The 24,506-nt window shown below is 57.5% G+C and carries 24 protein-coding genes and 1 tRNA gene; 24 read left to right on the top strand and 1 reads right to left on the bottom strand.

Annotated features, from left to right (window positions below; genetic code table 11):
• Nucleotides 1-921: 921 nt before the first annotated feature.
• The 14 genes from KZ772_RS05965 (at nt 922) to KZ772_RS05900 (ending at nt 12,845) form a co-directional block, all read left to right on the top strand.
• Complete coding sequence (locus KZ772_RS05965) at nt 922-1,686, top strand: hypothetical protein (protein ID WP_290538903.1); 765 nt, start codon at nt 922-924, stop codon at nt 1,684-1,686.
• Between the two features lie 450 nt (nt 1,687-2,136).
• Complete coding sequence (locus KZ772_RS05960; RefSeq protein WP_082844720.1) at nt 2,137-2,370, top strand: bacterioferritin-associated ferredoxin; 234 nt, start codon at nt 2,137-2,139, stop codon at nt 2,368-2,370.
• A gap of 136 nt (nt 2,371-2,506) precedes the next feature.
• Nucleotides 2,507-2,986, top strand: coding sequence for a bacterioferritin (bfr, locus tag KZ772_RS05955; RefSeq protein ID WP_063509138.1), 480 nt, complete (start codon nt 2,507-2,509; stop codon nt 2,984-2,986).
• Between the two features lie 90 nt (nt 2,987-3,076).
• Nucleotides 3,077-3,153 (top strand) — tRNA-Arg (locus KZ772_RS05950).
• 316 nt (nt 3,154-3,469) lie between these two features.
• A complete protein-coding gene (locus KZ772_RS05945; RefSeq protein WP_290538902.1) occupies nt 3,470-3,712 on the top strand; it encodes an OadG family transporter subunit in 243 nt (80 codons plus the stop codon).
• A 13-nt stretch (nt 3,713-3,725) separates the two neighbouring features.
• Nucleotides 3,726-5,522 (top strand): sodium-extruding oxaloacetate decarboxylase subunit alpha, encoded by a 1,797-nt coding sequence (gene oadA, locus KZ772_RS05940; protein ID WP_290538901.1) that lies wholly within the window; start codon nt 3,726-3,728, stop codon nt 5,520-5,522.
• On the top strand, nt 5,515-6,813 hold the full coding sequence (locus KZ772_RS05935) for a sodium ion-translocating decarboxylase subunit beta (protein ID WP_290538900.1): 1,299 nt from the start codon (nt 5,515-5,517) through the stop codon (nt 6,811-6,813). The genes oadA and KZ772_RS05935 overlap by 8 nt, the downstream gene beginning before the upstream one ends.
• Nucleotides 6,814-7,064: 251 nt before the next feature.
• Nucleotides 7,065-8,063, top strand: coding sequence for a DUF5924 family protein (locus KZ772_RS05930; protein ID WP_290538899.1), 999 nt, complete (start codon nt 7,065-7,067; stop codon nt 8,061-8,063).
• 794 nt (nt 8,064-8,857) lie between these two features.
• A protein-coding gene (locus KZ772_RS05925; protein WP_290536301.1) for an IS3 family transposase occupies nt 8,858-10,005 on the top strand; the annotation gives its coding sequence in 2 pieces (ribosomal slippage) (nt 8,858-9,095 and nt 9,095-10,005; 1,149 coding nt in all).
• Nucleotides 9,968-10,228, top strand: a complete 261-nt coding sequence (locus tag KZ772_RS05920) for a hypothetical protein (RefSeq protein WP_290539528.1) — start codon at nt 9,968-9,970, stop codon at nt 10,226-10,228. The genes KZ772_RS05925 and KZ772_RS05920 overlap by 38 nt, the downstream gene beginning before the upstream one ends.
• Before the next feature lie 114 nt (nt 10,229-10,342).
• Nucleotides 10,343-10,828, top strand: coding sequence for a hypothetical protein (locus KZ772_RS05915; RefSeq protein WP_290538898.1), 486 nt, complete (start codon nt 10,343-10,345; stop codon nt 10,826-10,828).
• Between the two features lie 127 nt (nt 10,829-10,955).
• The gene (locus KZ772_RS05910; RefSeq protein ID WP_290538897.1) at nt 10,956-12,011 is read left to right on the top strand and encodes a hypothetical protein; all 1,056 of its coding nucleotides are present in this window, start codon (nt 10,956-10,958) and stop codon (nt 12,009-12,011) included.
• Between the two features lie 53 nt (nt 12,012-12,064).
• Nucleotides 12,065-12,562, top strand: coding sequence for a hypothetical protein (locus KZ772_RS05905; RefSeq protein ID WP_290538896.1), 498 nt, complete (start codon nt 12,065-12,067; stop codon nt 12,560-12,562).
• The gene (locus KZ772_RS05900) at nt 12,513-12,845 is read left to right on the top strand and encodes a hypothetical protein (protein ID WP_290538895.1); all 333 of its coding nucleotides are present in this window, start codon (nt 12,513-12,515) and stop codon (nt 12,843-12,845) included. Before KZ772_RS05905 ends, KZ772_RS05900 begins: the two co-directional genes overlap by 50 nt.
• Here the strand turns inward: KZ772_RS05900 and KZ772_RS05895 are convergent.
• Entirely contained in the window at nt 12,842-13,993 is a 1,152-nt protein-coding gene (locus tag KZ772_RS05895) for a YbfB/YjiJ family MFS transporter (RefSeq protein WP_290538894.1), read from the bottom strand. The genes KZ772_RS05900 and KZ772_RS05895 overlap by 4 nt on opposite strands.
• A 595-nt stretch (nt 13,994-14,588) precedes the next feature.
• On the opposite strand from KZ772_RS05895, the gene KZ772_RS05890 reads away from it, so the two are divergent.
• The 10 genes from KZ772_RS05890 (at nt 14,589) to KZ772_RS05845 (ending at nt 24,382) form a co-directional block, all read left to right on the top strand.
• Nucleotides 14,589-15,962: a CmpA/NrtA family ABC transporter substrate-binding protein gene (locus tag KZ772_RS05890; RefSeq protein ID WP_290538893.1), complete on the top strand. Its 1,374-nt coding sequence runs from the start codon at nt 14,589-14,591 to the stop codon at nt 15,960-15,962.
• Between the two features lie 28 nt (nt 15,963-15,990).
• Entirely contained in the window at nt 15,991-16,992 is a 1,002-nt protein-coding gene (locus KZ772_RS05885) for an ABC transporter permease (RefSeq protein ID WP_290538892.1), read from the top strand.
• A 17-nt stretch (nt 16,993-17,009) separates the two neighbouring features.
• Entirely contained in the window at nt 17,010-17,849 is an 840-nt protein-coding gene (locus KZ772_RS05880) for an ABC transporter ATP-binding protein (protein WP_063508974.1), read from the top strand.
• A gap of 127 nt (nt 17,850-17,976) precedes the next feature.
• Nucleotides 17,977-19,155 (top strand): alginate export family protein, encoded by a 1,179-nt coding sequence (locus KZ772_RS05875; RefSeq protein ID WP_290538891.1) that lies wholly within the window; start codon nt 17,977-17,979, stop codon nt 19,153-19,155.
• Nucleotides 19,156-19,200: 45 nt separating this feature from the next.
• Nucleotides 19,201-21,183, top strand: coding sequence for an FAD-dependent oxidoreductase (locus KZ772_RS05870; RefSeq protein ID WP_063525937.1), 1,983 nt, complete (start codon nt 19,201-19,203; stop codon nt 21,181-21,183).
• Between the two features lie 10 nt (nt 21,184-21,193).
• Nucleotides 21,194-22,528, top strand: a complete 1,335-nt coding sequence (locus KZ772_RS05865) for a cytochrome c3 family protein (protein ID WP_235000031.1) — start codon at nt 21,194-21,196, stop codon at nt 22,526-22,528.
• Between the two features lie 47 nt (nt 22,529-22,575).
• A complete protein-coding gene (locus KZ772_RS05860; RefSeq protein WP_290538890.1) occupies nt 22,576-23,154 on the top strand; it encodes a DUF3365 domain-containing protein in 579 nt (192 codons plus the stop codon).
• 62 nt (nt 23,155-23,216) lie between these two features.
• Nucleotides 23,217-23,474: a globin domain-containing protein gene (locus KZ772_RS05855; RefSeq protein ID WP_290538889.1), complete on the top strand. Its 258-nt coding sequence runs from the start codon at nt 23,217-23,219 to the stop codon at nt 23,472-23,474.
• Nucleotides 23,458-23,622 (top strand): globin domain-containing protein, encoded by a 165-nt coding sequence (locus KZ772_RS05850; protein ID WP_290538888.1) that lies wholly within the window; start codon nt 23,458-23,460, stop codon nt 23,620-23,622. Before KZ772_RS05855 ends, KZ772_RS05850 begins: the two co-directional genes overlap by 17 nt.
• Before the next feature lie 172 nt (nt 23,623-23,794).
• On the top strand, nt 23,795-24,382 hold the full coding sequence (locus KZ772_RS05845) for an ANTAR domain-containing protein (protein ID WP_290538887.1): 588 nt from the start codon (nt 23,795-23,797) through the stop codon (nt 24,380-24,382).
• Nucleotides 24,383-24,506: the final 124 nt, after the last annotated feature.

Here is a 24,506-nt window from a genome sequence, read left to right as displayed (position 1 = left end):
GTGCCCGCATCCCCGTGTGTAATGGCTATCATCTCCACCAGGATCCAGGACTGTTCATACGGGTGAGCCGGGCTTTCAGGCTGTATGGGCCGATTGCTCTCTCCTGAGGCTTTTTCTGTTAATAAAATTTGCATATCGCCTTCCATGCCAAGAAGCCGCCATCTGCCGGCCGCGGAGCTAAGTTGGTGATTCGCTGCAAGCGATCATGCTTCCTGTTGCGCCTTTCACTCCCTTCTTTGACTGCCTTCTTAACCGGGGGCAATCATGCCTGACGAGATAGTTCAACGGATAGGCGGGCAGTCTCGCAGACTGTGGCGTTGACCCTCAGGAAGCGACCCGGAAGTTTCCATGGGGTTGCCTGAGTGAAAAGCAGGGAGCGGTTATCAGTGTGCACCGTAAGCGTTCATGCCGGGCTTGCTGTTAGTCGGCTGCGCCTTTCAGGCCTGTTTTTTTGAAAAAGTCCCGGGAATGTAACTTTTCTACACAGAACTCGGGCGGCGGTGTTGTTGCAGGGCGCTATGGGTAAGCGGTTGTTGCGGGAACGCGCTCAATATCTTTTTCTTTATTACCCTTGTCGGTGCAGTTGCCGCACTGTTGTTAGCTGCCTTCCTGACTTATACCTCTGCTGCTTTTGCCTGTGCCAGAGCCGTCTCGATTTAATTTAATAAAACTGCTGTATCAGCTGGAAAAATATTCCTGTGCGGTTTTCATGATCGTTTGCCAGGCCATCAGAGGGCCTGCTGAAAATGTTTTTGAAGAAACAGAAAAGGAATCATAAAAGCGGCACGGGGAAATAGGGAAAGCAGCAAATGAAAAAAACAAAAACGAATTGGTCAAATAATGTACCAACTGATTTTTTTTTATGCTATTTTTCGAATTGTCGCAGTACTGATGACAACGCCATAGCTTAGGAGATCAATCATGGCTCGAGCAAAAAAAGCCGCCGCGAAAAAAACTGCGGCGCGCAAGCCCGCAGCAAAGAAGGCAGCCGCTGCTAAAGCACCGGCTCTGCCGAAGTCCGTCACTAACGCCGAATCCAAGGTAAAGCTGCAGCAAAAAGCCGTGGACCAGGCACAGAAAAAAGCCGAGCAGACTCAGGCCAAACTGGACAAGCACCGCGCCAAGATCGATACCGAGAATGGCAAGTTGTCCAAGATGCGTGCTGATGTTGCCGCCAAACGCGATAAAGCGAAGGCCTCTTCCACCGCCGCTGCCAAGCGTGCAGTGGATACGGCACGTGGTCGCATGAATACTGTTCGTTTGAAGCTGCAGGATCTGCGTGGTGAAGCCAAGCTGATTCGTGCGGAAATCCAGGCGGCCAAAAAAGTGGTCACCCGCGAGGTGAAAAAACTGCGCACCGCCGAACGCAACCTGAAGACCAAGCTGCGTGAACACGAGCGCAAGCTGGCGAAAAAAGCCAAGGCCGAGCAGAAAAAAGCCGAGCAGAAGGCCAAGGCCGCTGCCAAGAAAGCAGCCGCCAAAGCCAAGCGTGCAGTAAAGAAAAAAACCACCACTCGTAAAAAAGCGGCCACTCGCAAAGCGCCAGCCAAGAAAGCGGCGACCAAGGCTCCTGGCAAGAAAGCCGCAGCCAAGCGTAAGCCAGCCACCAAAAAAGCCGCTACTCGCAAGAGCCCGGCCAAGAAAAAAGCGGCAGCCAAGCGTCCAGCCGCCAAAAAGTCGTCCTGATCTCACGATCCGGACTCACTTGAAAAAGCCCCGCAATCGCGGGGCTTTTTTATGGTCGGAAATGCAAATCCCGCGGCTTTACAAAATGTAGGGTGCACTGAGCCTAGGGCGAACTGCACCATCAAACGCCGGATCGGTGCAGTTCGCCCTAGGCTCAGTGCACCCTACGGAATTCGGCGACGGTCAGGCGGAAGCCCTGTGGCTCCTCGCTCTGAGTCACCGCAAGTCTCCTTGATTCCTGTCCCAGGCAAAACAGATCTGAGCGACTGGCTGCTCCTCTGCACCATGCCCGTGGGAGTAGGGTAAGAGGGGAGGGCTAAGCAAAAAATGACTGGTGGCTGGCTTGACCATGACGACATGCCGGCAGGCCAATGATCCTTTCTTGAAAGCAGTTGATAATGATTCGCGTTAGGGTTAGCATGCCCACTAGAGATTGAGGGATGGCATCTTATGTACGTATGCATTTGTAAGGGCATTACTGACAACCATATACGGGAAGCGGTCGGCAACGGCTGCGACAGCCTGCGTGATCTTCGTCGGGAACTTGGGGTTGGAAGTCAGTGTGGTAAATGTGCCCGTCATGCCCGCCAAGTGATGCGTGAAGCCCGTAGCGCAGACGAGGCACCCTCCTTCTCGCACCCTTCTTCTGACGGTGTGGTGGTCTACTGGCCGCAAACCGCATAACTAATCGTTCTCATTTACATAAGCGCTTGTATTGCAAGCGCTTTTTTGCATTCCTGCCTTGTCTCTGTCATCCGCTTGCTGAACAATGGGGATTAACCCACGTTTAGACACAAGTTCATCGGACGGAGACACCCCCATGAAAGGCGACGCCAAGGCGATTGAGTACCTGAACCGGGCACTCGGCAACGAGCTCGTGGCCATCAACCAGTACTTTCTGCATGCCAAAATGTACAAGGACTGGGGCCTCCAGGCGCTCTACGAAAAGGAATACCACGAGTCCATCGACGAGATGAAGCACGCGGACTGGCTGGTAGAGCGCATCCTCTTTCTGGAAGGCATCCCCAACCTGCAGGACCTGGGCAAGCTGATGATTGGTGAAAACACCAAAGAGATGCTGGAGTGTGACCTGAAACTGGAAAAGATGGCGGTGCCGGATCTGCGCGAAGGTATTGCCTACTGCGAATCCATTCAGGATTACATCAGCCGGAACCTGCTCAAGGACATCCTGGAATCCGAAGAAGAGCACATCGATTGGCTGGAAACCCAGCTCAGTCTGATCAAGCTGGTGGGTATCGAAAATTACCTGCAAAAACAAATGGAAACCGCAGAAGACTGATTGCTGAAGTTTTAAGCGACAGGCGCTTGACTCCCGGCAGGGCTTTCGGAATAATGCGCAGCCTCTCGGGGCGATACAGCAACGAGACATGCACCGGTAGCTCAGTTGGATAGAGCAACTGGCTACGAACCAGTAGGTCGGGGGTTCGAATCCTCCCCGGTGCGCCATATCCCTAAAAGGGCCCGCTAATGAGCGGGCCCTTTTTCGTTTCAGCCTGGGCAAAGACAACCTGCGACTTCCGTCTTCAGCCGGTGTCCGCCACCGACTTGTCTGCATCCATTGATCAAATCGATCACCCCCTCATACACAGGTCTCATTGCAGGTTGTCGACAATCCCTCTACATTCCCAGAAACCGACGAGAAAGACTCGGAAATCTCCCGAATAACCCTGGGAGCCTCCGGGGACACCCGCTGACTCGGCAGGCCGTCCCGCTCTCGTTTGCGGCAATGCAAACCGCCACCGGAACCGTAAAGGAGTGTTCCATGAACACACTGATGGCCCAGGGCCTGGAGCTCATGCTGATCGGCATGGGTGTGGTCTTTTCCTTTCTGATTATTCTCGTGGCCGTGACATCGCTGATGTCCGTGCTGGTGAAACGCTTCGGGCAGGCGCCCGCAGTCATCCCTGCGCCGGCGACCCCGGCACCCGCTGGCGACCTGCCGTCTCCTGCGGTGATCAAGGCCATTGAAAAGGCGGTGCGTCAGCACCGGCAGTCCCAGCAATAACCGGAATTTCTCCATGAGTGATCACAAGCCCCTGGGCATCACCGATGTGGTGCTCCGCGACGCCCATCAGTCCCTGTTTGCCACGCGCATGCGTCTGGACGACATGCTGCCCATTGCCGCGGAGCTGGACGACATCGGTTTCTGGTCCCTGGAATCCTGGGGCGGCGCCACCTTCGATGCCTGCATCCGTTATCTGGGCGAAGACCCCTGGGAGCGTATCCGCGAGCTGAAAAAGGCCATGCCCAACACGCCCCAGCAGATGTTGCTGCGCGGGCAGAACCTGCTGGGCTACCGGCACTACGCCGACGATGTAGTCGATACCTTTGTGGAGCGCGCCGCCGAAAACGGCGTGGATGTGTTCCGGGTGTTCGATGCCATGAACGACATGCGCAACATCGAGCGCGCCATCGCCGCCGTGATCAAGCAGGGCAAACACGCCCAGGGCACCATCGCCTACACCGTCAGCCCGGTGCATACCCTGGATATGTGGGTAGAGCAGGGCAAGGTGATTGAACAGATGGGCGCCCACTCGGTGGCCATCAAGGACATGGCCGGCCTGCTGCGCCCCAATGTGGCTTTTGAGCTGGTCAGCCGTCTCAAGCAGACGCTCTCCATTCCGGTGCACATGCAGTGCCACGCCACCACCGGGCTGTCCACGGCGACCGCACTGAAAGCCGCCGAGGCCGGCATCGATAATGTGGATACTGCCATCTCGTCCATGTCCATGACCTACGGCCACAGCCCCACCGAATCCGTGGTTGCCATGCTGGAAGGCACCGACCGGGACACCGGCCTGGATCTGAAAAAACTCACTCGCATCGCCGGCTACTTCCGTGAAGTGCGCAAGAAGTACGCGAAATTCGAAGGCAGCCTGCGCGGTGTGGATGCGCGCATCCTGGTCGCCCAGGTACCCGGTGGCATGCTCACCAACATGGAAAGCCAGCTGAAAGAGCAGGGCGCCACCGACCGCTTCGACGAGGTACTGCAGGAAATTCCCGTGGTGCGAGAAGACCTGGGTTTTATTCCCCTGGTGACGCCCACCTCCCAGATCGTTGGCACCCAGGCGGTGCTCAATGTGCTGTCCGGCGAACGCTACAAGGCGCTCAGCAAGGAAACCCGAGGCGTACTGCGCGGTGAATACGGCGCCGCCCCCGCTGCCTTCAACAGTGAATTGCATGCCCGTGCCCTGGACGGCGACGAGCCCATCACCTGCCGCCCGGCAGACCTGATCGACAACGAAATGGACAGCCTGATCCGTGAAGTGGAAAACCTGGCCGGCCAAAAAAACCTGACGCTGGCGGATGGCGAGCGCCGCATCGATGACGTGCTGACTTACGCGCTTTTCCCGCAGATCGGCCTGCGTTTCCTGGAGCATCGTGGCGACCCCTCCGCGTTCGAGCCGGTGCCCGACGGCAACGCGGCGCCTGTGGCCGGCAACAGCGACGGTGTTTATACCGTGGAAGTGGAGGGTCGGGAGTACACCGTCAAAGTCAGTGACGGTGGCGACGTGACGGGCATCAAGGCCCTGGGCGAAAGTGCAGGGGCTGGCCAGCCCAATCCGCCGGTGGTGCACAATCCGTCCCAGAGCACGCCGATCCCGGCGCCCCTGGCCGGCAACATCTTCAAGGTGCTGGTGAAACCCGGCGACCGGGTTACCGAAGGCCAGAAAATCATGGTGCTGGAAGCCATGAAAATGGAAACCGATGTATCCAGCCCGGAAGCGGGCATCGTCACCGAGATGGCGGTGAAAGAGGGCGACGCCGTCACCGTCGGCCAGACCCTGCTCAGCCTGGAGCCGGCCCATGGATAAGCTGGAAACGCTCTGGCACAGCACCGGCCTGTTTCATCTGTCCGGTGGCCAGCTGATCATGCTGCTGGTCTGCCTTGGCCTGCTGTGGCTGGCCATCAACAAGAAATTCGAGCCGCTGCTGCTGTTACCCATCGGTTTCGGTGGCCTGCTGGCCAACATCCCCGTGGCCGGGCTGGCGGAATCCGCCATCAGCCAGGCCATGCACTTCGGCAGCCAGGATCTGCTCGCCAGCATGGCCCAGGTATTGGGGATGGATGCGGAAGCAGGGCGAGAGGCGCTCTATAAAGCCGCTGAAGCCGCCGGGCCGGCAGTGCAGGATCAGCTCCACCACCTGGCGCAAAAGGCCAACTACGGCGACGGCATCCTCTACCTGATCTACTCCGTGGGCCTGATGACCGGCATCTTCCCGCTGCTGATCTTCATGGGCGTGGGCGCCATGACCGACTTCGGCCCGCTGCTGGCCAACCCGCGCACCCTGTTGCTGGGGGCGGCTGCCCAGTTCGGGATCTTTGCGGCCCTGCTGGGCGCCCTGGCGCTGAACTACCTTGGCATGGACTTCTCCCTGGCGGATGCGGCGGCCATCGGCATCATCGGCGGTGCAGACGGCCCCACGTCCATCTATGTCACCACCAAGCTGGCCCCGGAGCTGCTCGGCGCCATTGCCGTGGCAGCCTATTCCTACATGGCCCTGGTGCCGATCATTCAGCCCCCCATCATTCGCGCCCTCACCACCGCGAAAGAGCGCACCATCAAGATGGAGCAGCTGCGCCCGGTGAGCCAGACGGAAAAGATTCTGTTCCCGATTCTGCTGCTGGTGCTGGTGGCGCTGGTATTACCCGATGCGGCGCCGCTGCTGGGCATGTTCTGCCTGGGTAACCTGATGAAGGAATCCGGCGTGGTCAGCCGTCTGGTGGACACCACCAGCAATGCGCTGATCAATATCGTCACCATCATGCTGGGCCTGGCGGTGGGCGCAAAACTCAGCGCCGAACAATTCCTGGTCATGGAAACCCTGGGCATCTTGGTGCTGGGCCTGGTGGCCTTCATGATCGGCACCGCCACCGGCGTGCTCATGGCCAAGCTGCTCAACCGCCTCAGCCACCATCCGGTGAACCCCATCATCGGCGCCGCCGGCGTCTCCGCCGTCCCCATGGCCGCCCGCGTGGCCAACAAGGTAGGCCTGGAAGCCAACCCCCACAACTTCCTGCTCATGCACGCCATGGGCCCCAACGTGGCCGGCGTCATCGGCTCCGCCGTCGCCGCCGGCGTCCTCCTCAACTTCGCCGGCTAACCCGCGCGGCCCCAGGCCGCGCCACTCCAACCTCTCAACACCAACCTGTAGGAGCGGCGCTTGAGCCGCGAACCGCGCGTAGCGCGGAAATCGCCCGCAGGGCGATCAGGCCTATCCGCCCACGAAACCCGCAAACGATACCAATAGCCGGTATCGCCCCTCCCAAAACAAATCCCTCCAGTTCTTACACCCATCGGGAACCCCAGCGCCTATAGTACGTCGAACAGCCAAACCCCGACGGAGCCACACCCTTGCCACCCGCCCTGCAAACCCTGACCGACAAGCTCTACCAGATCCGCCACCTGTGGGCGGTGATCAGCTTTGCGCTGGGCCTCTCCAGTTACTTCCTGGTGGAACGCCAGCCCTGGCTGGCCGCGGTACTCACCGGCTTTCTGATCCTCAGCTGGTTGCTGCTGATTACCGAGAGCCTGTGGCAACGGCGCCTGGCCGGCACCGCCATGGAGGGCATGTCCCAGGGGCTGCTCAAACTCATGCTGCAGGCGGTCCACCAGGAGGCCTTCTTCTTCAGCCTGCCGTTCGTGCTGCTGCAATGGTCCGGCGGCGCGGAATATATTTTCTTCACCACCCTGGTGATCAGCGCCGCTCTGGTCAGCATCATCGACCCGCTGTACTTCTGGCTGGCCCGGCACCGGGCCCTGTACTTCGGCTTTCACGCCTGGGCGTTATTCGTGGCCTTGCTGGTGCTGCTGCCGCTGATCTTCCACTGGAGCACCGATGCCGCGCTCACCTGGGCCGGCTGGCTCACCGCCCTGTTTGCGCTGCCGAGCTTCTGGCGCGTGGGCGGGCCACGAAAATGGTTTCGCTGGCTGGGTCTGCTAGCTGTGTCCTGCGTAATCGCCTTCGCCCCGCGCTGGTTGGCACCGCTAGTGCCGCCACTCACTCTGTCCCTGGAAGAGCGGGCCATGGCACTGTCCTTCAACCGCGAACAACGCCAGCCCCTGGTCACCGGGCACTCCTTCTCCAGCGATGAAGTTACCGCCGGCCTCTATGCCTACACCGCCATCAAGGCGCCATTGGGGCTGGGGCAGGAGATTTATCATTACTGGTTCCAGAACGGCGAGCAGGTCGACCGGATTCCTCTCAAGCTCTACGGCGGCCGCGAATCAGGCTTTCGCACCTGGTCCCACAAACGCCATATCCCGGTGCCCTCACAAGGCCGCTGGCGAGTGGAAGTGCGTACCGCAGACAACCAGATCATCGGCGTCATGCGCTTCACCATCACACCCTGAGCCCCGCGGCTCCCCAGCCGCCCCTTACCCCCAAGCCCTTCAACGCCTCACCCTCGTTGGAGCCTTGCTCGCAAGGCGAAGGGGCTGAAGTCACTGCCGTGCCTTTGCGCCCCTCTGCACCTTCGCAAGCCAGGGCCCGTGGTTTTCCATCTCACCTACCCGAATCTTTCCAGCAACGACCGAAACCGTTACCCCAAGCGATGCCATGCTCAATAGGATGAGCGGCAGTTTTGTAGGATATGGCTTACAGAAAATGCTAAACGGTTGATATAGAGTGGTTTTCGGAAAGGGGGATATCGGGGTAAGTCAGGAAATAGGCCGTTTCTTCGAGATTTGTCAGACCAGAAGGGTTCTTGTTTTTACTGTAAGAGCCTGACGGCCTTGCGAGTTTCTGTGTTTCCCCCCCCAAAAAAATTCATAAGATAATTATGTCGAAGAATTATACGTCGAATCGTACTACTGAATACGCTGTTATGCATAAGGGGAAAATTTTGAGTTCGTTTGGAGATTGGGAATTTCTGCTGGATGGTGACGTTAATGAACTAAGGAAGCTAGCCTCAGAAAAGGGCACCTTCTACTTCAATATCTATGGTGGCGTTGACGATTGGTTAGATTGTCCAAATGATGACTTTAGAATGACCACGCTCTATTGCGAGGGCGAAGATGACCCCAGAGTCATTTGGAAAATAGGACACGAGCTAGTTAGCTTGTTCAACGGCGCATCGGTCCTCTGAATCGCCACCAGTTTGCTAGACACCTTTCAGCCATCCAAAATGGCAATCAGAGAGGTATCTATGAGTAGCAAACGCTATCCCGAAGAATTCAAGATTGAGGCGGTTCGCCAGGTGACGGATCGTGGTCACAGTGTGGCCCAAGTGGCTGACCGACTCGGCGTCACCACCCATAGCCTGTACGCCTGGATCAGGAAGTTTGGCCCGGATTCCGAGCAGCATCAGGCCAATGCAGATGACCAAGCCGAGATTCGCCGGCTCCAGAAAGAGCTCAAGCGCGTTACCGAAGAGCGAGACATCCTAAAAAAAGCCGCGGCGTACTTCGCCAGTCAGTCCGATTGAGGTACGCCTTCATTCAGGAGCACAGCGAGCGGTGGCCAATCCGCTCACTGTGTTCTCTGTTGGACGTTCACCCCAGTGGCTTTTACGCCTGGCAGAGACAGCCTCGTTCAGCTCGTGCAATCGAGGACGAGCGCCTGTCCGGGCTGATCAAGCAGTTCTGGCTGGAATCCGGGGCCGTGTATGGCTACCGGAAGGTTCATACCGATCTGCGCGAGTATGGCGAGCGATGCGGGCCCAATCGAGTCCACCGCCTGATGCGCCACGCAGGAATACGAGCGCAGGTGGGGTATCGTAAACCACGCCATAGGGCTGGGGAGCTGCACAAGGTGACACCGAATATCCTTCAGCGCCAGTTCAATCCGCAAGCCCCGAACGAGAGCTGGGTAACGGATATTACCTATATCCGCACACATGAAGGCTGGCTGTATCTGGCGGTTGTTCTAGATCTGTTCTCAAGACGGGTGATCGGTTGGTCAATGCAATCCAGGATAACCAAGGAACTGGCGCTGGATGCGCTGCTGATGGCGGTCTGGCGTCGCAAGCCTGAGGGCAAGGTGGTTGTTCACTCCGACCAAGGAAGCCAATACACCAGCCACGACTGGGACTCGTTTCTGAAGGCGCATGAGCTGGAGGGGAGTATGAGTCGGCGCGGTAACTGCCACGACAATGCTGTTGCTGAGAGCTTCTTCCAGCTGTTGAAGCGGGAGAGAATAAAGCGAAAGATTTACAGCAGTCGGGACGCGGCCCGGGCAGATATTTTTGATTATATCGAGATGTTCTATAACAACCGTCGACGCCATGGTTCTAATGAAAAGCTGTCACCGGTAGAGTATGAAAAGCGTCACCAAGAACGGCAGGGAAGTGTCTAGAGAACTGGTGGCGATTCATGAAACGGTCACGAATCAAAGGAAGGCATTCACTAATACATCAAACAATTTTTCTTTGTCTGGGTTTGATTCGCGGCATGGTTTCAAGGAATTAACGAAACAAAACAACACTGAAGCTATGTCACTTGATGAAGGGCATGATTTTGTTACCAAGATGGCAAAAACTTACATCAAGAAGGCCCATCTCAGTGCGCCATATGCATAAAAAATCGTTGCGTTGGACATTTGACCCGGTGCCTTTTTCCTGTTGCAAAAACAGGTATCGCCTCAAATTTTGGGGATCTCAAGCGTTATACTTTACCACGGGGATTAAGTAGAAATGTCCGCCTACAGCAATGAGTACGAAGACTTTTTGTTTTATAGGATTGATGATTCAGATTTGCTGACAGGCTTTGTTGTCGGTCACTTAGTGATTGAGCACCTTCTTGAAGAGATAGTTATGAGTTACGACAGCAAGCTCAAAGAACATTTCCTGTCGTTAACCCATAGTAGAAAAATCACCCTTATAAAATCCTTGGGTTTGGTGCCAGATGATGTGGCGACCTGCCTTCAAAGTATTAATAAGATGAGAAACAAATTTGCGCATCAGCTAGGTTATTCTCCAAATAAAGGTGAGTTGTTGAACCTAATATCTAAGTGCAAAGCCAGCTTTGAGGACATGACGGATGGCCTTGATCAGCTTCATGGAGCTCTAACAGATTCGGACAGCCTGCTTGAAGCACAAGAGAAACACGGAGTGGGTCTGGCTGATCTCTTTACTCAAGTGGTTTACGATCTGGAGGGATACGCTCATAAAGATTTGTAGCCATAAAACGTATGACAATTCGCTCAAATTCGTTCCGGCCATAAAAGGCTTGGCCTCCACCGGGCTCGCTGAAGCTTACCGTTTAGCGGGGCGTTATCTCCCCTTAGTCTGAGCACAAGGAGTTTAAATGAAAATATATGAAGTCCCAAGCGATCGTAGGTATTGGGTGGTTAGAGCTGAGGGTGGTCTTTACTATGATCATTTCACAAAAAATGGATTAATGGCCTTAGGGCATTTAAAGAGCCTGGGCATAGAATTAAAAGACTCTGATAAATTTATTCCTGATGAAGGCTGGTTGAAAGATTCCATAGCAAAGAAATCGGAAGTAAGGGGTTCAAGCAAAAGGCAGGAGTCTGTTGGTTTTAATCAAGTCAAAAATTTTATCTATGACATAAAGGATGGGGATTGGGTTATAACTGTTGGTTATGATTCATTAAGAGTTGGCATAGTGCAAGGCGACGCCTACATAAAGAAAGAAAGTGTAGTTGTTTACTACGATATTGAGAAAGATAAAAAAGTTGAAATGGAGGCCAATTTAAGGAGATGTGTGAATTGGGGGCCAAGAATATCAAGATCGGCAATGCCATTTGGTCTTTTGTCTAGCTTGAGGGCCAACCAAACTGTTTTCAATTTGGATAAACATTGGGAAGCTATTTACCACTCTTTGTATCCTGCCTTCAGTAAAGAAAATGACTTGTATTTGTCGCTGAAAATACGACAAGAGAATGAAATTAGTAACTATAGCGTGGTTCAAATACTTTCATTTTTGAATGAGATTGAAGTTATCGCAAAAGAGCTCGATGACCGGCTAGAAGAAAGAGAATTTGATGAGATTTTCAGTCAATACGTTTCGAGTGGTTTGCTAACTCTAACAACAAAAGCACAGTTCAACTCTCCTGGCGACATATGGAACAAATTAGATTTTTCAGGGCTTAAGAAAACTAAAATGGCATATGTTCTGGTCGCATATGCCATGCTTTTTGGTAATGAGCATGCAGGAATGGACGGAATAATTGATTTAGAGTCACGTCAAAAACTCTGGGAAATCGTAGCAAAACGCCTTGACCAAAAAGATATGAAGCACGTCGTCGCTAGCCTAGAGCTAAGCAAACCTAAATATGATACAAGTGTTCTGGAAGCTAAAGACAAAAATGAGATCACAAAAAGCTCAAGCGGTCGCTAACGCCCGCTAAGCTTGTCGTTAAGGCAAAGCGTCATCGGCAGCCGGTTGTCCAAATGCGACTGATAAAACCCGCTCTCGTCTACTTCATCCTGATCTTTGCCATAGGCTTCGCCCTGGCCATGATCCGCATTCCCTTCCTGGTGCCCCGGCTGGGTGAGCGCTGGGCTGAGTTGGTTGAATTGCCTTTTATGGTGCTGGCCAGTTTTCTGGTGGCCCGCTGGCTGGTGCGGCGATTTGGGTTGGTGACGGTGATGCAGTGTATTGGCACTGGCCTGCCGGCCCTGTTGATGATGCTGAGCGCCGAGTTGGCGGTGACACTGTTTCAAGGGCAGGATCCGGGGATCCGGGGTCAGGTCTTGCATCGTGCGTTTGATCGCAACATTCAAGACCTGACCCCAATGTTGTATGACCCCAATGTTGTAGCCGGTACTCCAAATGCGACAGATCAAACCCGCTCTCATCTACTTCATCTTGATCTTTGCCACAGGCTTCGCCCTGGCCATGATCCGCATTCCCTTGCTGGTGCCGCGACTTGGGGAGCGCTGGGCTGAGCTGATTGAATTGCCTTTTATGGTGCTGGCCAGTTTTCTGGTGGCCCGCTGGCTGGTGCGGCGATTTGGGCTGGTGACGGTGATGCAGTGTATTGGCACTGGCTTGCCGGCCCTGTTGATGATGCTGAGCGCCGAACTGGCGGTGACACTGTTTCAAGGGCAGGACCTGGGCGACTACTTGGCGGGACGTGACCCGGTATCCGGTATTGCCTATCTCGTCTCCCTGCTGCTGTTTGCGGCCATGCCGTTGCTGGTACGCAAGCATGCCGTGAACCGGCCCTAAAACCGCACCTTCCCCAACGGCACCAACAACACCGCCGCCCCGATCAACGCCGCAGCCGCCCCCAGTAACCCGGGCGCAAAACTCCCGCTGCTTTCCAGCAATCGTGCCGTCACCACCGGCCCCAGTATCTGCCCGACCCCATAGCAGGCCGTTAACGCGCCCAGGGCGGCGCTGGCGGCGTGGGGGGCCAGTTGGCGGCCGCAGTACATGCTCAGGGCGACCACGGCGGTAAAGGTGCCGCCCACCAGCAGGCCGCTGATGACCAGCCCGGTGAGGCCGGGTAGCCAGGCGGGGGCGCTGACGCCCAGGGCCTGTACCACAAGTGCGGTCATAAGTGCGTTGCGTTCGCTGGTGTGGCTGGCGAGTTTGCCCCATAGCAGGTTGGCGGGCACGGCGGCCAGGCCCACGGCCAGCCAAGTATAGAAGGCGGCGCTGTCCAGGCCCGGCAATTGCGCTTTGGCGATCACCGGCAGGTAGGTGGTGCTGGTGATGTAGCCGAAGCCGGCCAGGGTGTAGCTGGCGATCAGAAAGCCCAGGGCCGAGCGGTTTACCGGCGCCCGTTCGTGCTGGCTGTGTTTGGCGTGGGGCAGGGCGGGGATACGGCGCAGCAGTGGCAGCAGGACCAGGGCCAGGGCGCCGCAGGCCAGCCACATGGTGGCGTAGCTGCCGTGCAGGGTTTCAATAAAAGCAACGGTGAGGGCAGCGATGCTGATGCCCAGGCCGATGCCGGCATAGTGAATATTGCCCAGCCGGGCACGCAGATGATTGGGCATGGCACCGAGCACCAAGGCAGAGCCGTTGACCATGATGATGGCGCTGGCCACACCGGCCAGGAAACGGTTGATGGCCCAGGGTGTGAAGGTGGTGCTCAGGCCCATGAGGATGCTGGTGACCACGCTTACCCACAGTGCCAGCCAGAACGCCGTGCGTGCCCGGTGGGCGGGTACCGCCATGGCGAGCATGGCGCCGGCAAGGTAGCCCCCATAGTTGATCGCTGCCAGGTAGCCGCCGCTGATGGCGGTGAGGGTGGTTTCGGCGATCATGTCGGGCAGGGCCGGGGTGAACAGGAAGCGGCCAATGCCCAGGGCAATCACCAGACTAAAGGCGCCGGCCAGGGCAGTGAGCAGGTGATCTCTTTCGGTGGTCATCAACACGGTTCCGTTTTGTCCGCTACCAGGGCTGGTGCCATTCGCCTGAAGGCAGGTTCCTACAGTGTCTTTAACGGTTGTGGGTGTGTGCCACTACCGTAATGCAGCGCGCAGCCTAACAGGCTGTGGCGTTTTCGGCTTTATCATTCGAATGATGTTCATCATTCACCGCAGTGATAAATGCGGCTTTGGTCGCAAAGGCTCCCAAGCAGTGCGTGGTTTTTTCACCAGGGCGGGGCAAAACCCGGGGTTTGAGGTACGAAAGTGATGTTGCACCAAAAGCGTGATGCATTTTGGTGAGGCGAGGCTGACTCACAACAGTGCCGGCTGATCGAAAACCGGGCGCCGAAGCCGGCCCGGCTTGCACCTGGTATCGATAACGTCATGAAAAATCAGCCTTTTCAAAACTGGCACAGCATTTGCCTTAAGACACGGTAAGCGCAACCACTGCGTTGTGCGCGAGATAACCATCTGTGTGGTCAACGGCGACCGCACTCCGATGCGAGCAAAGGCGCTCAAAGATTCCTGCCAATGGTGGCGGGACGCTTTGAGCGCTTTTTTTATGCCCGAAAAAAAACGGGCAGAAGAGGGAAGGATGATGAAAGGTTTCAAGAAAACAGTTTGTGGTGTGCTGGCCGCGATGACACTGGGCCTGTCGGCAACGTCTGTAGCGGAGGATGCTGTGGGCTGGCCGGAAAAGGCTGACCTCAAGTTCGGTTTTATCAAGCTGACGGACATGGCGCCGCTGGCCATCGCCTATGAGAAAGGCTACTTCGAGGAAGAGGGTCTGTTCGTGACCCTGGAAGCCCAGGCCAACTGGAAGGTGCTGCTGGACCGGGTGATAGATGGTCAGCTGGATGGTGCTCACATGCTGGCCGGCCAGCCGCTGGGGGCAACCATCGGTTATGGCACCGAGGCCCATATCATTACCGCCTTCAGCATGGATCTGAACGGCAACGGCATCACCGTTTCCAATTCTGTCTGGGAAGAAATGAAAAAGCATATTCCCAGCAAGGATGGCAAACCGGTGCATCCGATCAAGGCCGACACCCTTAAGCCGGTGGTGGAGCAATACAAGGCCGCCGGCAAGTCTTTCAAGATGGGCATGGTGTTTCCGGTGTCCACCCATAACTACGAATTGCGTTACTGGCTGGCTGCCGGTGGTTTGAACCCGGGCTATTACGCCCCGCACAAGGGCGATACCAGCGGCCAGTTGCAGGCGGATGTGTTGCTGTCGGTGACACCGCCACCACAAATGCCCGCCACCCTGGAAGCCGGCACCATTCATGGCTACTGCGTGGGTGAGCCCTGGAACCAGCAGGCCGTGTTCAAGGGCATCGGTGTGCCGGTGATTACCGATTACGAAATCTGGAAAAACAATCCGGAAAAAGTGTTCGGGGTCAGCAAAGGTTGGGCGGAGGAATATCCCAACACCCACATCCGTGTGGTCAAGGCGATGATCCGCGCCGCCAAGTGGCTGGACGAGAACAACAACGCCAACCGCCCGGAAGCGGTGAAGATCCTGTCCCGCCCCAACTATGTGGGCGCCGACTATGACGTGATCGCCAACTCCATGACCGGCACCTTCGAGTATGAGAAGGGCGACAAGCGGGGGATTCCGGATTTCAACGTGTTCTTCCGCCACAACGCCACCTATCCCTACTACTCCGATGCCATCTGGTACCTGACGCAAATGCGTCGCTGGGGGCAGATCAGCGAGAGCAAGCCGGACAGCTGGTACATGGATATCGCGAAAAAAGTGTATCGCCCGGACATCTACACCCAGGCGGCCAAGTCACTGATTGCCGAAGGCAAGATGAGCGCCGATGAATTCCCGGATTTCGCCAGCGAAGATGGCTTCAAGCCGCCGCAGAGCGAGTTCATCGACAACGTCACCTATGACGGCCGCAAGCCCAACGAGTACCTGAGCAAGTTCCCCATCGGCCTGAAAGACGGTGACACCCTGTAACCGGGGACCCGAGAGGAAGGAGACAATCATGGTGACCCTGACATTCCCGACCTGGATGGAACCCTACCGCGCACTGGCCACGGGCAAGGTATCCCGTGAGCAGTGGCAAGCGCTGATGCGCCAGCTGTTGTGGCCGGTGCTGGGGATAGGCCTGTTCCTGCTCCTGTGGCAGTTCGCGGCCCAGCGTATTGATACCTCGCTGGGTCAGTTCCCCGGCCCGGCCCAGGTCTGGGAGCAGGCGGGCAATCTGGTCAGTGAACACCAGCAGTCCCGTGAGCGGGAAGTGGCGTTTTATGAGCGGCAGGAGAAGTACATCACCGCCCGGCTGGAACAGCAGCCGGACTGGGAGCCGGTCACCCGTGACTATACCGGTGCGCCCACCTTCTTTGATCAGATCGGTACCAGCCTGATCACGGTGATGAGTGGGTTTCTGCTGGCGTCGATGATCGCCATTCCGCTGGGCATCGTCATCGGCCTGAGCAGCACCGTGCATGCAGCGGTGAACCCGCTGGTGCAGTTGTTCAAGCCGGTGTCGCCGCTGGCCTGGTTGCCGCTGGTCACCATGGTGGTGAGTGCGGTGTATGTGAGCGACGACCCCATGGTGTCGAAATCCTTTCTCACTTCCATGTTCACAGTAACCCTATGCTGCCTGTGGCCCACGTTGATGAATACGGCGGTGGGGGTCACCTCGGTCAGCCAGGATCTGACCAATGTCTCCCGTGTGCTGCGGCTTAATGCCCTCAGCCATGTCCGCAAGATCGTGCTGCCTTCTGCATTGCCGATGATGTTCACCGGTTTGCGCTTGAGCCTGGGGATTGCCTGGATGGTACTGATCGCCGCAGAGATGCTGGCGCAAAACCCGGGCCTGGGGAAATTCGTCTGGGATGAATTCCAGAACGGCAGTTCCCAATCCCTGGGCCGGATCATGGTGGCGGTGATCGTCATCGGCCTGATCGGTTTCCTGCTGGATCGCCTGATGCTGATGCTGCAGCGCGCGCTGGTGTGGGACAAATCTTCCGTGCAGCGCTAAAGGATAGGAGAAACGACATGAAAGCCTTACTGGAACTCTCCAACGTCGGCATGAAGTTCGACACGCCGAAAGGCACGTTCGAAGCGTTGAAAGATGTGAATCTTAAAATTGATGCCGGTGAATTCGTCTCGCTGATCGGCCACTCCGGCTGCGGGAAATCCACGGTGCTCAATATCGTTGCCGGCCTGCTGCAGGCTACCGATGGCGGGGTGATTCTGGACAAGCAGGAAGTCACCGAACCCGGCCCGGAGCGGGCGGTGGTATTCCAGAACCATTCGCTGCTGCCGTGGCTGACGTCGTTCGAAAATGTGGAGTTGGCGGTCAAGCAGGTGTTCAAGAAAACCAAGTCGAAAGCCGAGATTCGTGACTGGGTGGAACATAACCTGGAGCTGGTGCACATGGCCCATGCCATGCACAAGAAGCCGGATGAAATCTCCGGTGGCATGAAGCAGCGCGTGGGCATTGCCCGGGCCCTGGCCATGCAGCCCCAGGTGTTGCTGATGGATGAACCCTTCGGGGCGCTGGATGCCCTGACCCGGGCCCACCTGCAGGATTCCCTGATGGAGATCCATGCTCAGCTGGGTACCACGGTGATCATGATTACCCATGATGTGGATGAGGCGGTGTTGCTGTCCGACCGTATTGTGATGATGACCAATGGGCCCTCCGCCACCATCGGCGAGATTCTGGACGTCAATGTGCCGCGTCCAAGGGACCGCCTGGCCCTGGCTGACGATCCCACCTTCGTCCGTTGTCGTCAGCAGGTGCTGCAATTCCTGTACGAGAAACAGCGCAAGGTGGAACCGCTGCCCAAGCGTACTGACGCTGCCACTGGCGCCGTGCGCAAACGGGCCTGATACCCGTTTATGACTGATTTTATTCGCCTGCTTTTTTCGCACACGGAAAAGCGGGCAGGGGGAAGGTGTGCCTGATGACAGCACATCACTGTTTTTTATTTTGGGAAATTACTTCGAGGAAACGACCATGAAACATTCTGCCATTGCCGCCGGCGTCATCCTGTCCACGCTCGGCTTTTCGGGGACGGCTCACGCCGAAGACGATGCGTTTATCACCGCGTTGAAAGCTGGCAAACCGCTGCTGAATCTGCGCTTGCGCCATGAAGAAGTGGATAGCGACGGTGCTGCAGAGGATGCCCAGGCACTCACCCTGCGCACCCGTCTGGGTTACCAGAGCGGCACGTTGCACGGTTTTGATGTGTTGGGGGAGTTTGAAGACACACGCATTGTCGGCAAGGTCGACAACTTTGCGCCGCACATGACCGGCTACCCGGTGATCGCCGATCCGGAAGTCACCGAGCTGAACCGTGCCGCAGTGCGTTATACCGGTAGCAATGCGCTCGACGGCCTGGTGGCCACCTATGGCCGTCAACGCATTATCTACGACAACGCCCGCTTCGTCGGCAACGTGGGCTGGCGTCAGGATGAGCAGACCTTTGATGGCGCCAAGGTGGATTACGGCACCGGTGATTTTTCTTTCTCCACGGCCTATCTCACCCAGGTAAACGGCATTACGCCCAAGTTCGATGCCAATGTGTCCAATACCCTGTTCAACGCCAGCTGGGCTGGTGCGCCGGGGGGATCCCTCACCGCCTACGGTTACCTGCTGGAAACCGATAACGTGCCCGATTCCGATAACGACACCTACGGTTTGCGCTATGCCGGTGCCTTCGATCTGGATGCCGTAAAGCTGCTTCTCACCCTGGAAGGCGCCCGCCAAGAGGTGGAAGCCGGCGATACCGACTACGTCTTCGCCGAAGTGGGCGCAGAAATGGCCGGGGTCACCGTGAAAGTGGCACAGGAAGTGCTGGGCTCTGATGACGGCCTGGTGGCCTTCCAGACCCCGCTGGCCACCAAGCATGCCTTCAACGGTTGGGCGGATCAGTTCCTGGTAACCCCGGCGGATGGCCTGAAAGACAGCTTTGTCAGCGTCGGCACCAAACTGGCCGGATTCAAGCTGGCGGCGGTGTATCACGACTTCCAGGCCGAAGAGGGCAGTAGTGACTACGGCACGGAAACCAACCTGCTGGTGGCTCGCCCCATCGGCAAGCACTACGTGGTGGGCCTGAAATACGCCGACTACAGCGCCGATGATTTCGGCTCGGATACACAAAAACTGTGGGCCTGGGCAGAACTGAAGCTCTGATCCTGACTTCAGCAACCTTCATCAAAACCGTTACGGAGGTGAAAGGTGGAAGCACGGCAGTTTTTCCCTGACAGCGAGATTCCGCAAAGCGAAACCGAGCGGCCATTGATCATTGTTGGCAATGGCCCGGCGGGCATGCAGTGTCTGGTGGAGCTGCGCCGTCGTGGCGTTACCACGCCGGTCAAGCTGTTCGGCCAGGAAGACTGGGCGCCCTATGATCGCGTCAAGCTATCCACCTTTTTGTCCGGTTCCACCGGTTTTGATGATCTGACTAACCTGCCCGCCGAACTGGATGCGAACGTGGAGCATCTGGTGGGGCGGGCCATTATTGCAATCAACCCGGCGCGACGCTGGGTTGAGGACAGCCTTGGGCAACGCCATCCCTACGGTCGTTTGGTACTGGCGCTGGGGAGTGAAGCCCATATTCCCGGTATTCCCGGCGCCGAACTTTCCGGTGTGCTGCGTTTTCGCGATATGGATGATGCCCAGGCACTGATGGCACGCCGGCTGCGTAGCACTCATACCGTGGTGATCGGAGGTGGCCTGTTGGGCATTGAGGCCGCCCATAGCCTGTGCCGTTTTGGTACCAAAGTTACCCTGATACAACACGCCGACCGCTTGATGAACCGGCAACTGGATTCAGAAGCCGCCGACATGGTGGCCGACAACCTCGCCAGCGCGGGAGTGGATGTACGCCTGCTTGCCCGGGTGAAACGTGTGGAAGGTGTGGAGCGGGTGGAAGGGGTGCGCCTGGCAGACGATCAGTTGCTGCCCTGTGACACCGTGGTGTTTGCCACCGGCATTGCTCCGCGCACGGCGCTGGCCCAACGGGCGGGCATCACCGTGGCCAGTGGTATTCGCGTCAATGCGGGTATGCAGACATCCAACCCCTATATCTATGCGGTAGGAGAGTGCGCCCAGTTTCAGGACCGGGTGTGCGGGCTGGTTATGCCAGCCCTGCAACAGGCTCGGGTGGCAGCGGCCAATCTGGCCGGGGAAGCGGTCAGCTACATGCCGGTGGCGGACAGCACCTGGCTCAAGGTGCTGTCGCTGGAAGTCTTCAGTGCCGGCCTGTTCAGTGATGAAGAGCGTGGCCTGGTGCATCGCACTCTGGTTTATCGCGACCGTGAAAAGGGCATCTATCGCGCGCTGATGGTGCGTACCGGGCGGGTGGTCGGCACGGTATCGGTGGGGCCCTGGCCGGAACGTCAACAGGTGCTCAATCGCATCCGCGATGGCAAGCGCCTGTGGCCCTGGCAGGTCGGCCGCTTTGTACTGACGGGAAATCCGGGTGACAGCAACGACCAATCCGTGGGGCAGTGGCCGACTGCGACGGTGGTGTGCCAATGCCGTGGCCTGACCCGGGGGCAGTTACAGGAATATCTGGATCGCGGCGTCACCGCGGTGACGGATCTGAAGCAGGCGAGTGGAGCTGCCACTGTCTGTGGCGGTTGCGAGCCGCTTCTGGACAGCCTTTGTGGCGGGCAGGGCGCTGCCAAACGGAGTGTGCCCGGCGGTCGAAGCCTGGCCATTATTGCCGCCCTGTCTGCTGTTTTCCTGGGGGTCGCGTTATGGCTTCCGCCACCGATGCCGGCCACCTCGGTATTGGAAATGGGGTTCTTCGAGCTGGTTTCCCGCAACCCTCTATGGCGACAGTGGAGTGGCTATGCGGTGCTGATCGCTTCACTGCTTTTACTGCTGATGTCATTGAAAAAGCGCTTTCCTGGTTTGCCGATGGGGGGATTCAGCGGGTGGCGTATTGCCCATGCCGCGCTCGGGGCGATGGCGCTGGCGCTGCTTTACGGGCACACCGGTTTTTCCCTGGGGGACAACCTGAATCGCTGGCTGATGCTGAGCTTTCTGGGCGTGGGAATAGTGGGGATGACGGCAGCCCTGTTGACCCGGTTGCAGGGCTCGGTTCCGGCCATGGGGCGGCTGCGTCAGGGCAGTACCTGGTTGCATATTCTGGTGTGCTGGCCGCTACCTGCGCTGCTGGTGTTTCACATCCTGTCTGCGTACTACTTCTAGGGGAATGCCTGTGGGGAAGCCGGGGATCAAGACACTGTGGTGGGGGCTATGGCTGTTGGGGTCGCTGGCACTGGCGGCCTGGCTGGGCATGTCATTACTGGATAACGATGCTTCCAAGAGTGCCTTTCTTCCCGGTGCCATGACCCATGGCCATCACCAGATTGAGCTGCAATGCAGTGCTTGCCATGACGAAGGTTTCAATAGCCAGGAGGTGCTGCAAAACGCGTGTGTGAATTGTCATGGTGAGCAGCTTGCTGATGCCAGGGACTCACACCCGAAATCCAAATTCACTGACCCGCGCAACGCTAACCGGTTGGCCAATGTGGACGCCCGCTACTGCGTGTCCTGTCATGTGGAGCACCGGCCGGAGCTGGATGTGGGCATGGGAGTGACGTTGCCCATGGATATGTGTGTGCACTGTCATCAGGACATTGGCGAAGAGCGCCCCAGCCACCAAGGCATGGCATTCGATACCTGTGCCAGCGCTGGCTGCCATAACTTCCATGACAACCTGGCGCTCTATGAAGATTTCCTGCTCGCCCATGCCGATGAGCCCTGGCTCAGTGAGCGCCCCCGCCTGACTCCCCGCAACCTGGCCAGCCGGATGAGCGACGCAGATCTGGTTGCCCTGATACAAGGTTCCGGGACGCCGCCCGCAGACAAAACCGTGCCGGAGCACTGGGATGGCAACGCCCATGCGGAAGCCGGGGTGGCTTGTACCGCCTGCCATGGTGATGCCGATCAATGGGTCGACAAGCCAGCGCCGCTGCAGTGCGCCCAGTGTCATGAGCAGGAAAACGAGGGGTTCCTCCAGGGCCGGCACGGCATGCGACTGGCCATGGAGTTATCACCCATGACGCCATCGCAATCGGTGCTGAACATGCATGTGGAAGCCAGCCACCGGGAGCTAACGTGTATCAGTTGCCATGGTGCCCATGATTTCGACACCCAAAAAGCTGCCGTGGATAGCTGCCTGGGCTGCCACAACGATGAACACAGCAACGAATACCTTCGCTCCAGCCACCACCGATTATGGCAAGCGGAAAAACGCGGCGAGCTGCCCCCTGGTAGTGGCGTGACCTGCGCCACCTGCCATATGCCCCGGGAAACCCATGGCGATGATGTGCTGGTGCAACACAACCAGAGCCTGACCCTGCGTCCGGTAGAAAAAATGATTCGCCCAGTGTGCATGCAATGCCACGGGCTGGAATTCGCCATTGATGCGCTGGCTGATCCGCATCTGGTGGAAAAGAACTTTCAGGGCAAACCCGAACACCATGTGCCATCGGTGGATATGGCTGTGGAGCGGGACAAGGCCCGGGAAGGAAAGCGAGGACCGTACTGATACTGATGTTTCATTCAGAGGTTCCTGAACCTGAGGAGGTAACACCCATGCAATATTCAAGAACGTTGTTCGCTACAGCCTTGGCCACACTACTGTTAAGTGCCTGCGGAGGCGGCCAGGAAAGCAAACCTGCCGTCGGTATCGATCCACAGGTCTACACCGATTCCCTGTTCGCAGTGATGAACGCGGACCGCACCAATTACACCAAGATGATCATCGGGCGATTGGGCCCGGCGGGTGCTGACAGTATCAAACCCCATGAGTACTGGGAAGACCTGGAAAACGGCGCACCGCTGCCGGCGCAGATGTTCCGTTACGGGGCGGAAGCGGTGGCCGAGGTATCCAGTGATTTCTCCTATTCCTTGCAGTCACTGTGGCCCATCAATTCACAAAATGCGCCCAAAACAGAACTGGAAAAAGAAGGCTTGCAGTACATCGTCGATAACCCGGGCAAGAACTTTTACGGCACCGAGGCGCTTGGCGACACGACCTACTACACGGCGGTATACCCGGATGTGGCGGTGGCCGCCCCGTGCGCGGCTTGTCACAACAACCACAAGGACTCTCCCAAAACGGATTTCGAGCTGGGCGTGATGGGTGGCGTGGTGATTCGCGTACCCATGTAACCGTCAACACCCTGCTTGCACGCTGTGCGTGCAAGCACTTACCCAATAGCGGGAGAAAGACCATGACACCGGAACATATTGCGCGGGTGCAGGCCAGCTGGCAGCAAGTGGAAGGCATTGCCGATCAGGCGGCCGCCCTGTTTTATCAGCGCCTGTTTACCCAGGCCCCGGAACTGGAACCACTCTTCAAGGGCAACATGGAAGAGCAGGGCAAGAAACTGATGAGCATGATTGGTGTGGCGGTAAAGGGGCTCGACAGGCTCGATACCATTGTGCCCGCCGTCCAGAAGCTGGGTGAACGCCATGGATTACGGCGTTAAACCGGAAGATTACGACGCCGTGGCGCAGGCCTTGCTCTGGACATTGGCGCAGGGCCTGGGCGACGCCTTCGATGCCGACACAGAATCGGCCTGGACAGAGGCCTATACCTTGCTGGCCAGCACCATGATTGATGCCGCGAACTACTGAGCCGCGAGGCGCCGTTTTGGCGCCGCAGAGTGCACCGCTATGGTGCGCTTTGCGGGGGGCTTTATGGTGAAAAAGGAATAGCAAACAAAAACAGTGGGTTAATAAACGAATGACTGGCACAACCGTTGCAAACCAATCCAGTAACACTCAATCCCCGGATGCTACCGACACTATGGCCCTGAAAATCATGCTGGTGGATGACCAGCCACCGCGCGCCGCCATTCTGGAGCGTGCCCTGATCGACGAAGGGCACGAGATCCTGTGTCGTCTGGCCAGTGCTGCCGGGCTGGCGGAGAAGGTGCATTCCAGTAACCCGGATGTGGTGATCGTGGACATGGACGCGCCGGACCGGGACACCCTGGAAAGCATGGCCCTGGTGCAGCGGGATATGCCGCGCCCCATGGTCATGTTCTGCAACCAGGACGACGAGGATCTGATCGTGGCGGCCCTGCGTGCCGGCGTCAGTGCCTATGTGGCCGGGGAAACCGATCTGGCCCGGGTGCGTGGCGTGATGCGCGTGGCCACCGCCCGTTTCCGGGAATACCAGGCTCTGCGCGAAGAGCTGGAACAGACCCGCGAAGCGCTGGCAGAACGCAAGATCATCGAGCGGGCCAAGGGCCTGCTGATGCAACGCCGCCGCCTCAACGAGCAGGATGCCTACAGCACCCTGCGGCGCCAGGCCATGAATACCGGCCAGCCATTAATACAGGTGGCCAGGTCAGTGCTGGATTATGCCGAGATGCTGAAGGCGCAGGGGTGATGGATTGGGCCGGCTTTCCCTGTGGAAGCGATGGTTCCATCGCGAATGCTTTTTCCCTTGAGCTGGCTGAGAGTTGCGGTCGCATCAGCGCTCCCACAAAACAGGAGCAAGCATGAGAAGAGTC

The organism is Alcanivorax sp., from assembly GCF_019431375.1.
Taxonomy (GTDB): Bacteria; Pseudomonadota; Gammaproteobacteria; order Pseudomonadales; family Alcanivoracaceae; genus Alcanivorax; species Alcanivorax jadensis_A.
The sequence above is the reverse complement of the archived record's forward strand: the minus strand, read 5'-3'. Positions and strand labels throughout refer to the sequence as shown.

What these genes read in the sequence shown, in the direction of transcription:
- KZ772_RS05965 (WP_290538903.1), top strand. Translation starts at nt 922, where the DNA reads ATGGCTCGAGCAAAAAAAGCCGCCGCGAAAAAAACTGCGGCGCGCAAG.
- KZ772_RS05960 (WP_082844720.1), top strand. Translation starts at nt 2,137, where the DNA reads ATGTACGTATGCATTTGTAAGGGCATTACTGACAACCATATACGGGAA.
- bfr (WP_063509138.1), top strand. Translation starts at nt 2,507, where the DNA reads ATGAAAGGCGACGCCAAGGCGATTGAGTACCTGAACCGGGCACTCGGC.
- KZ772_RS05945 (WP_290538902.1), top strand. Translation starts at nt 3,470, where the DNA reads ATGAACACACTGATGGCCCAGGGCCTGGAGCTCATGCTGATCGGCATG.
- oadA (WP_290538901.1), top strand. Translation starts at nt 3,726, where the DNA reads ATGAGTGATCACAAGCCCCTGGGCATCACCGATGTGGTGCTCCGCGAC.
- KZ772_RS05935 (WP_290538900.1), top strand. Translation starts at nt 5,515, where the DNA reads ATGGATAAGCTGGAAACGCTCTGGCACAGCACCGGCCTGTTTCATCTG.
- KZ772_RS05920 (WP_290539528.1), top strand. Translation starts at nt 9,968, where the DNA reads ATGAAAAGCGTCACCAAGAACGGCAGGGAAGTGTCTAGAGAACTGGTG.
- KZ772_RS05915 (WP_290538898.1), top strand. Translation starts at nt 10,343, where the DNA reads ATGTCCGCCTACAGCAATGAGTACGAAGACTTTTTGTTTTATAGGATT.
- KZ772_RS05910 (WP_290538897.1), top strand. Translation starts at nt 10,956, where the DNA reads ATGAAAATATATGAAGTCCCAAGCGATCGTAGGTATTGGGTGGTTAGA.
- KZ772_RS05905 (WP_290538896.1), top strand. Translation starts at nt 12,065, where the DNA reads ATGCGACTGATAAAACCCGCTCTCGTCTACTTCATCCTGATCTTTGCC.
- KZ772_RS05900 (WP_290538895.1), top strand. Translation starts at nt 12,513, where the DNA reads ATGATCCGCATTCCCTTGCTGGTGCCGCGACTTGGGGAGCGCTGGGCT.
- KZ772_RS05895 (WP_290538894.1), bottom strand. Translation starts at nt 13,993, where the DNA reads ATGACCACCGAAAGAGATCACCTGCTCACTGCCCTGGCCGGCGCCTTT.
- KZ772_RS05890 (WP_290538893.1), top strand. Translation starts at nt 14,589, where the DNA reads ATGATGAAAGGTTTCAAGAAAACAGTTTGTGGTGTGCTGGCCGCGATG.
- KZ772_RS05885 (WP_290538892.1), top strand. Translation starts at nt 15,991, where the DNA reads ATGGTGACCCTGACATTCCCGACCTGGATGGAACCCTACCGCGCACTG.
- KZ772_RS05880 (WP_063508974.1), top strand. Translation starts at nt 17,010, where the DNA reads ATGAAAGCCTTACTGGAACTCTCCAACGTCGGCATGAAGTTCGACACG.
- KZ772_RS05875 (WP_290538891.1), top strand. Translation starts at nt 17,977, where the DNA reads ATGAAACATTCTGCCATTGCCGCCGGCGTCATCCTGTCCACGCTCGGC.
- KZ772_RS05860 (WP_290538890.1), top strand. Translation starts at nt 22,576, where the DNA reads ATGCAATATTCAAGAACGTTGTTCGCTACAGCCTTGGCCACACTACTG.
- KZ772_RS05855 (WP_290538889.1), top strand. Translation starts at nt 23,217, where the DNA reads ATGACACCGGAACATATTGCGCGGGTGCAGGCCAGCTGGCAGCAAGTG.
- KZ772_RS05850 (WP_290538888.1), top strand. Translation starts at nt 23,458, where the DNA reads ATGGATTACGGCGTTAAACCGGAAGATTACGACGCCGTGGCGCAGGCC.
- KZ772_RS05845 (WP_290538887.1), top strand. Translation starts at nt 23,795, where the DNA reads ATGGCCCTGAAAATCATGCTGGTGGATGACCAGCCACCGCGCGCCGCC.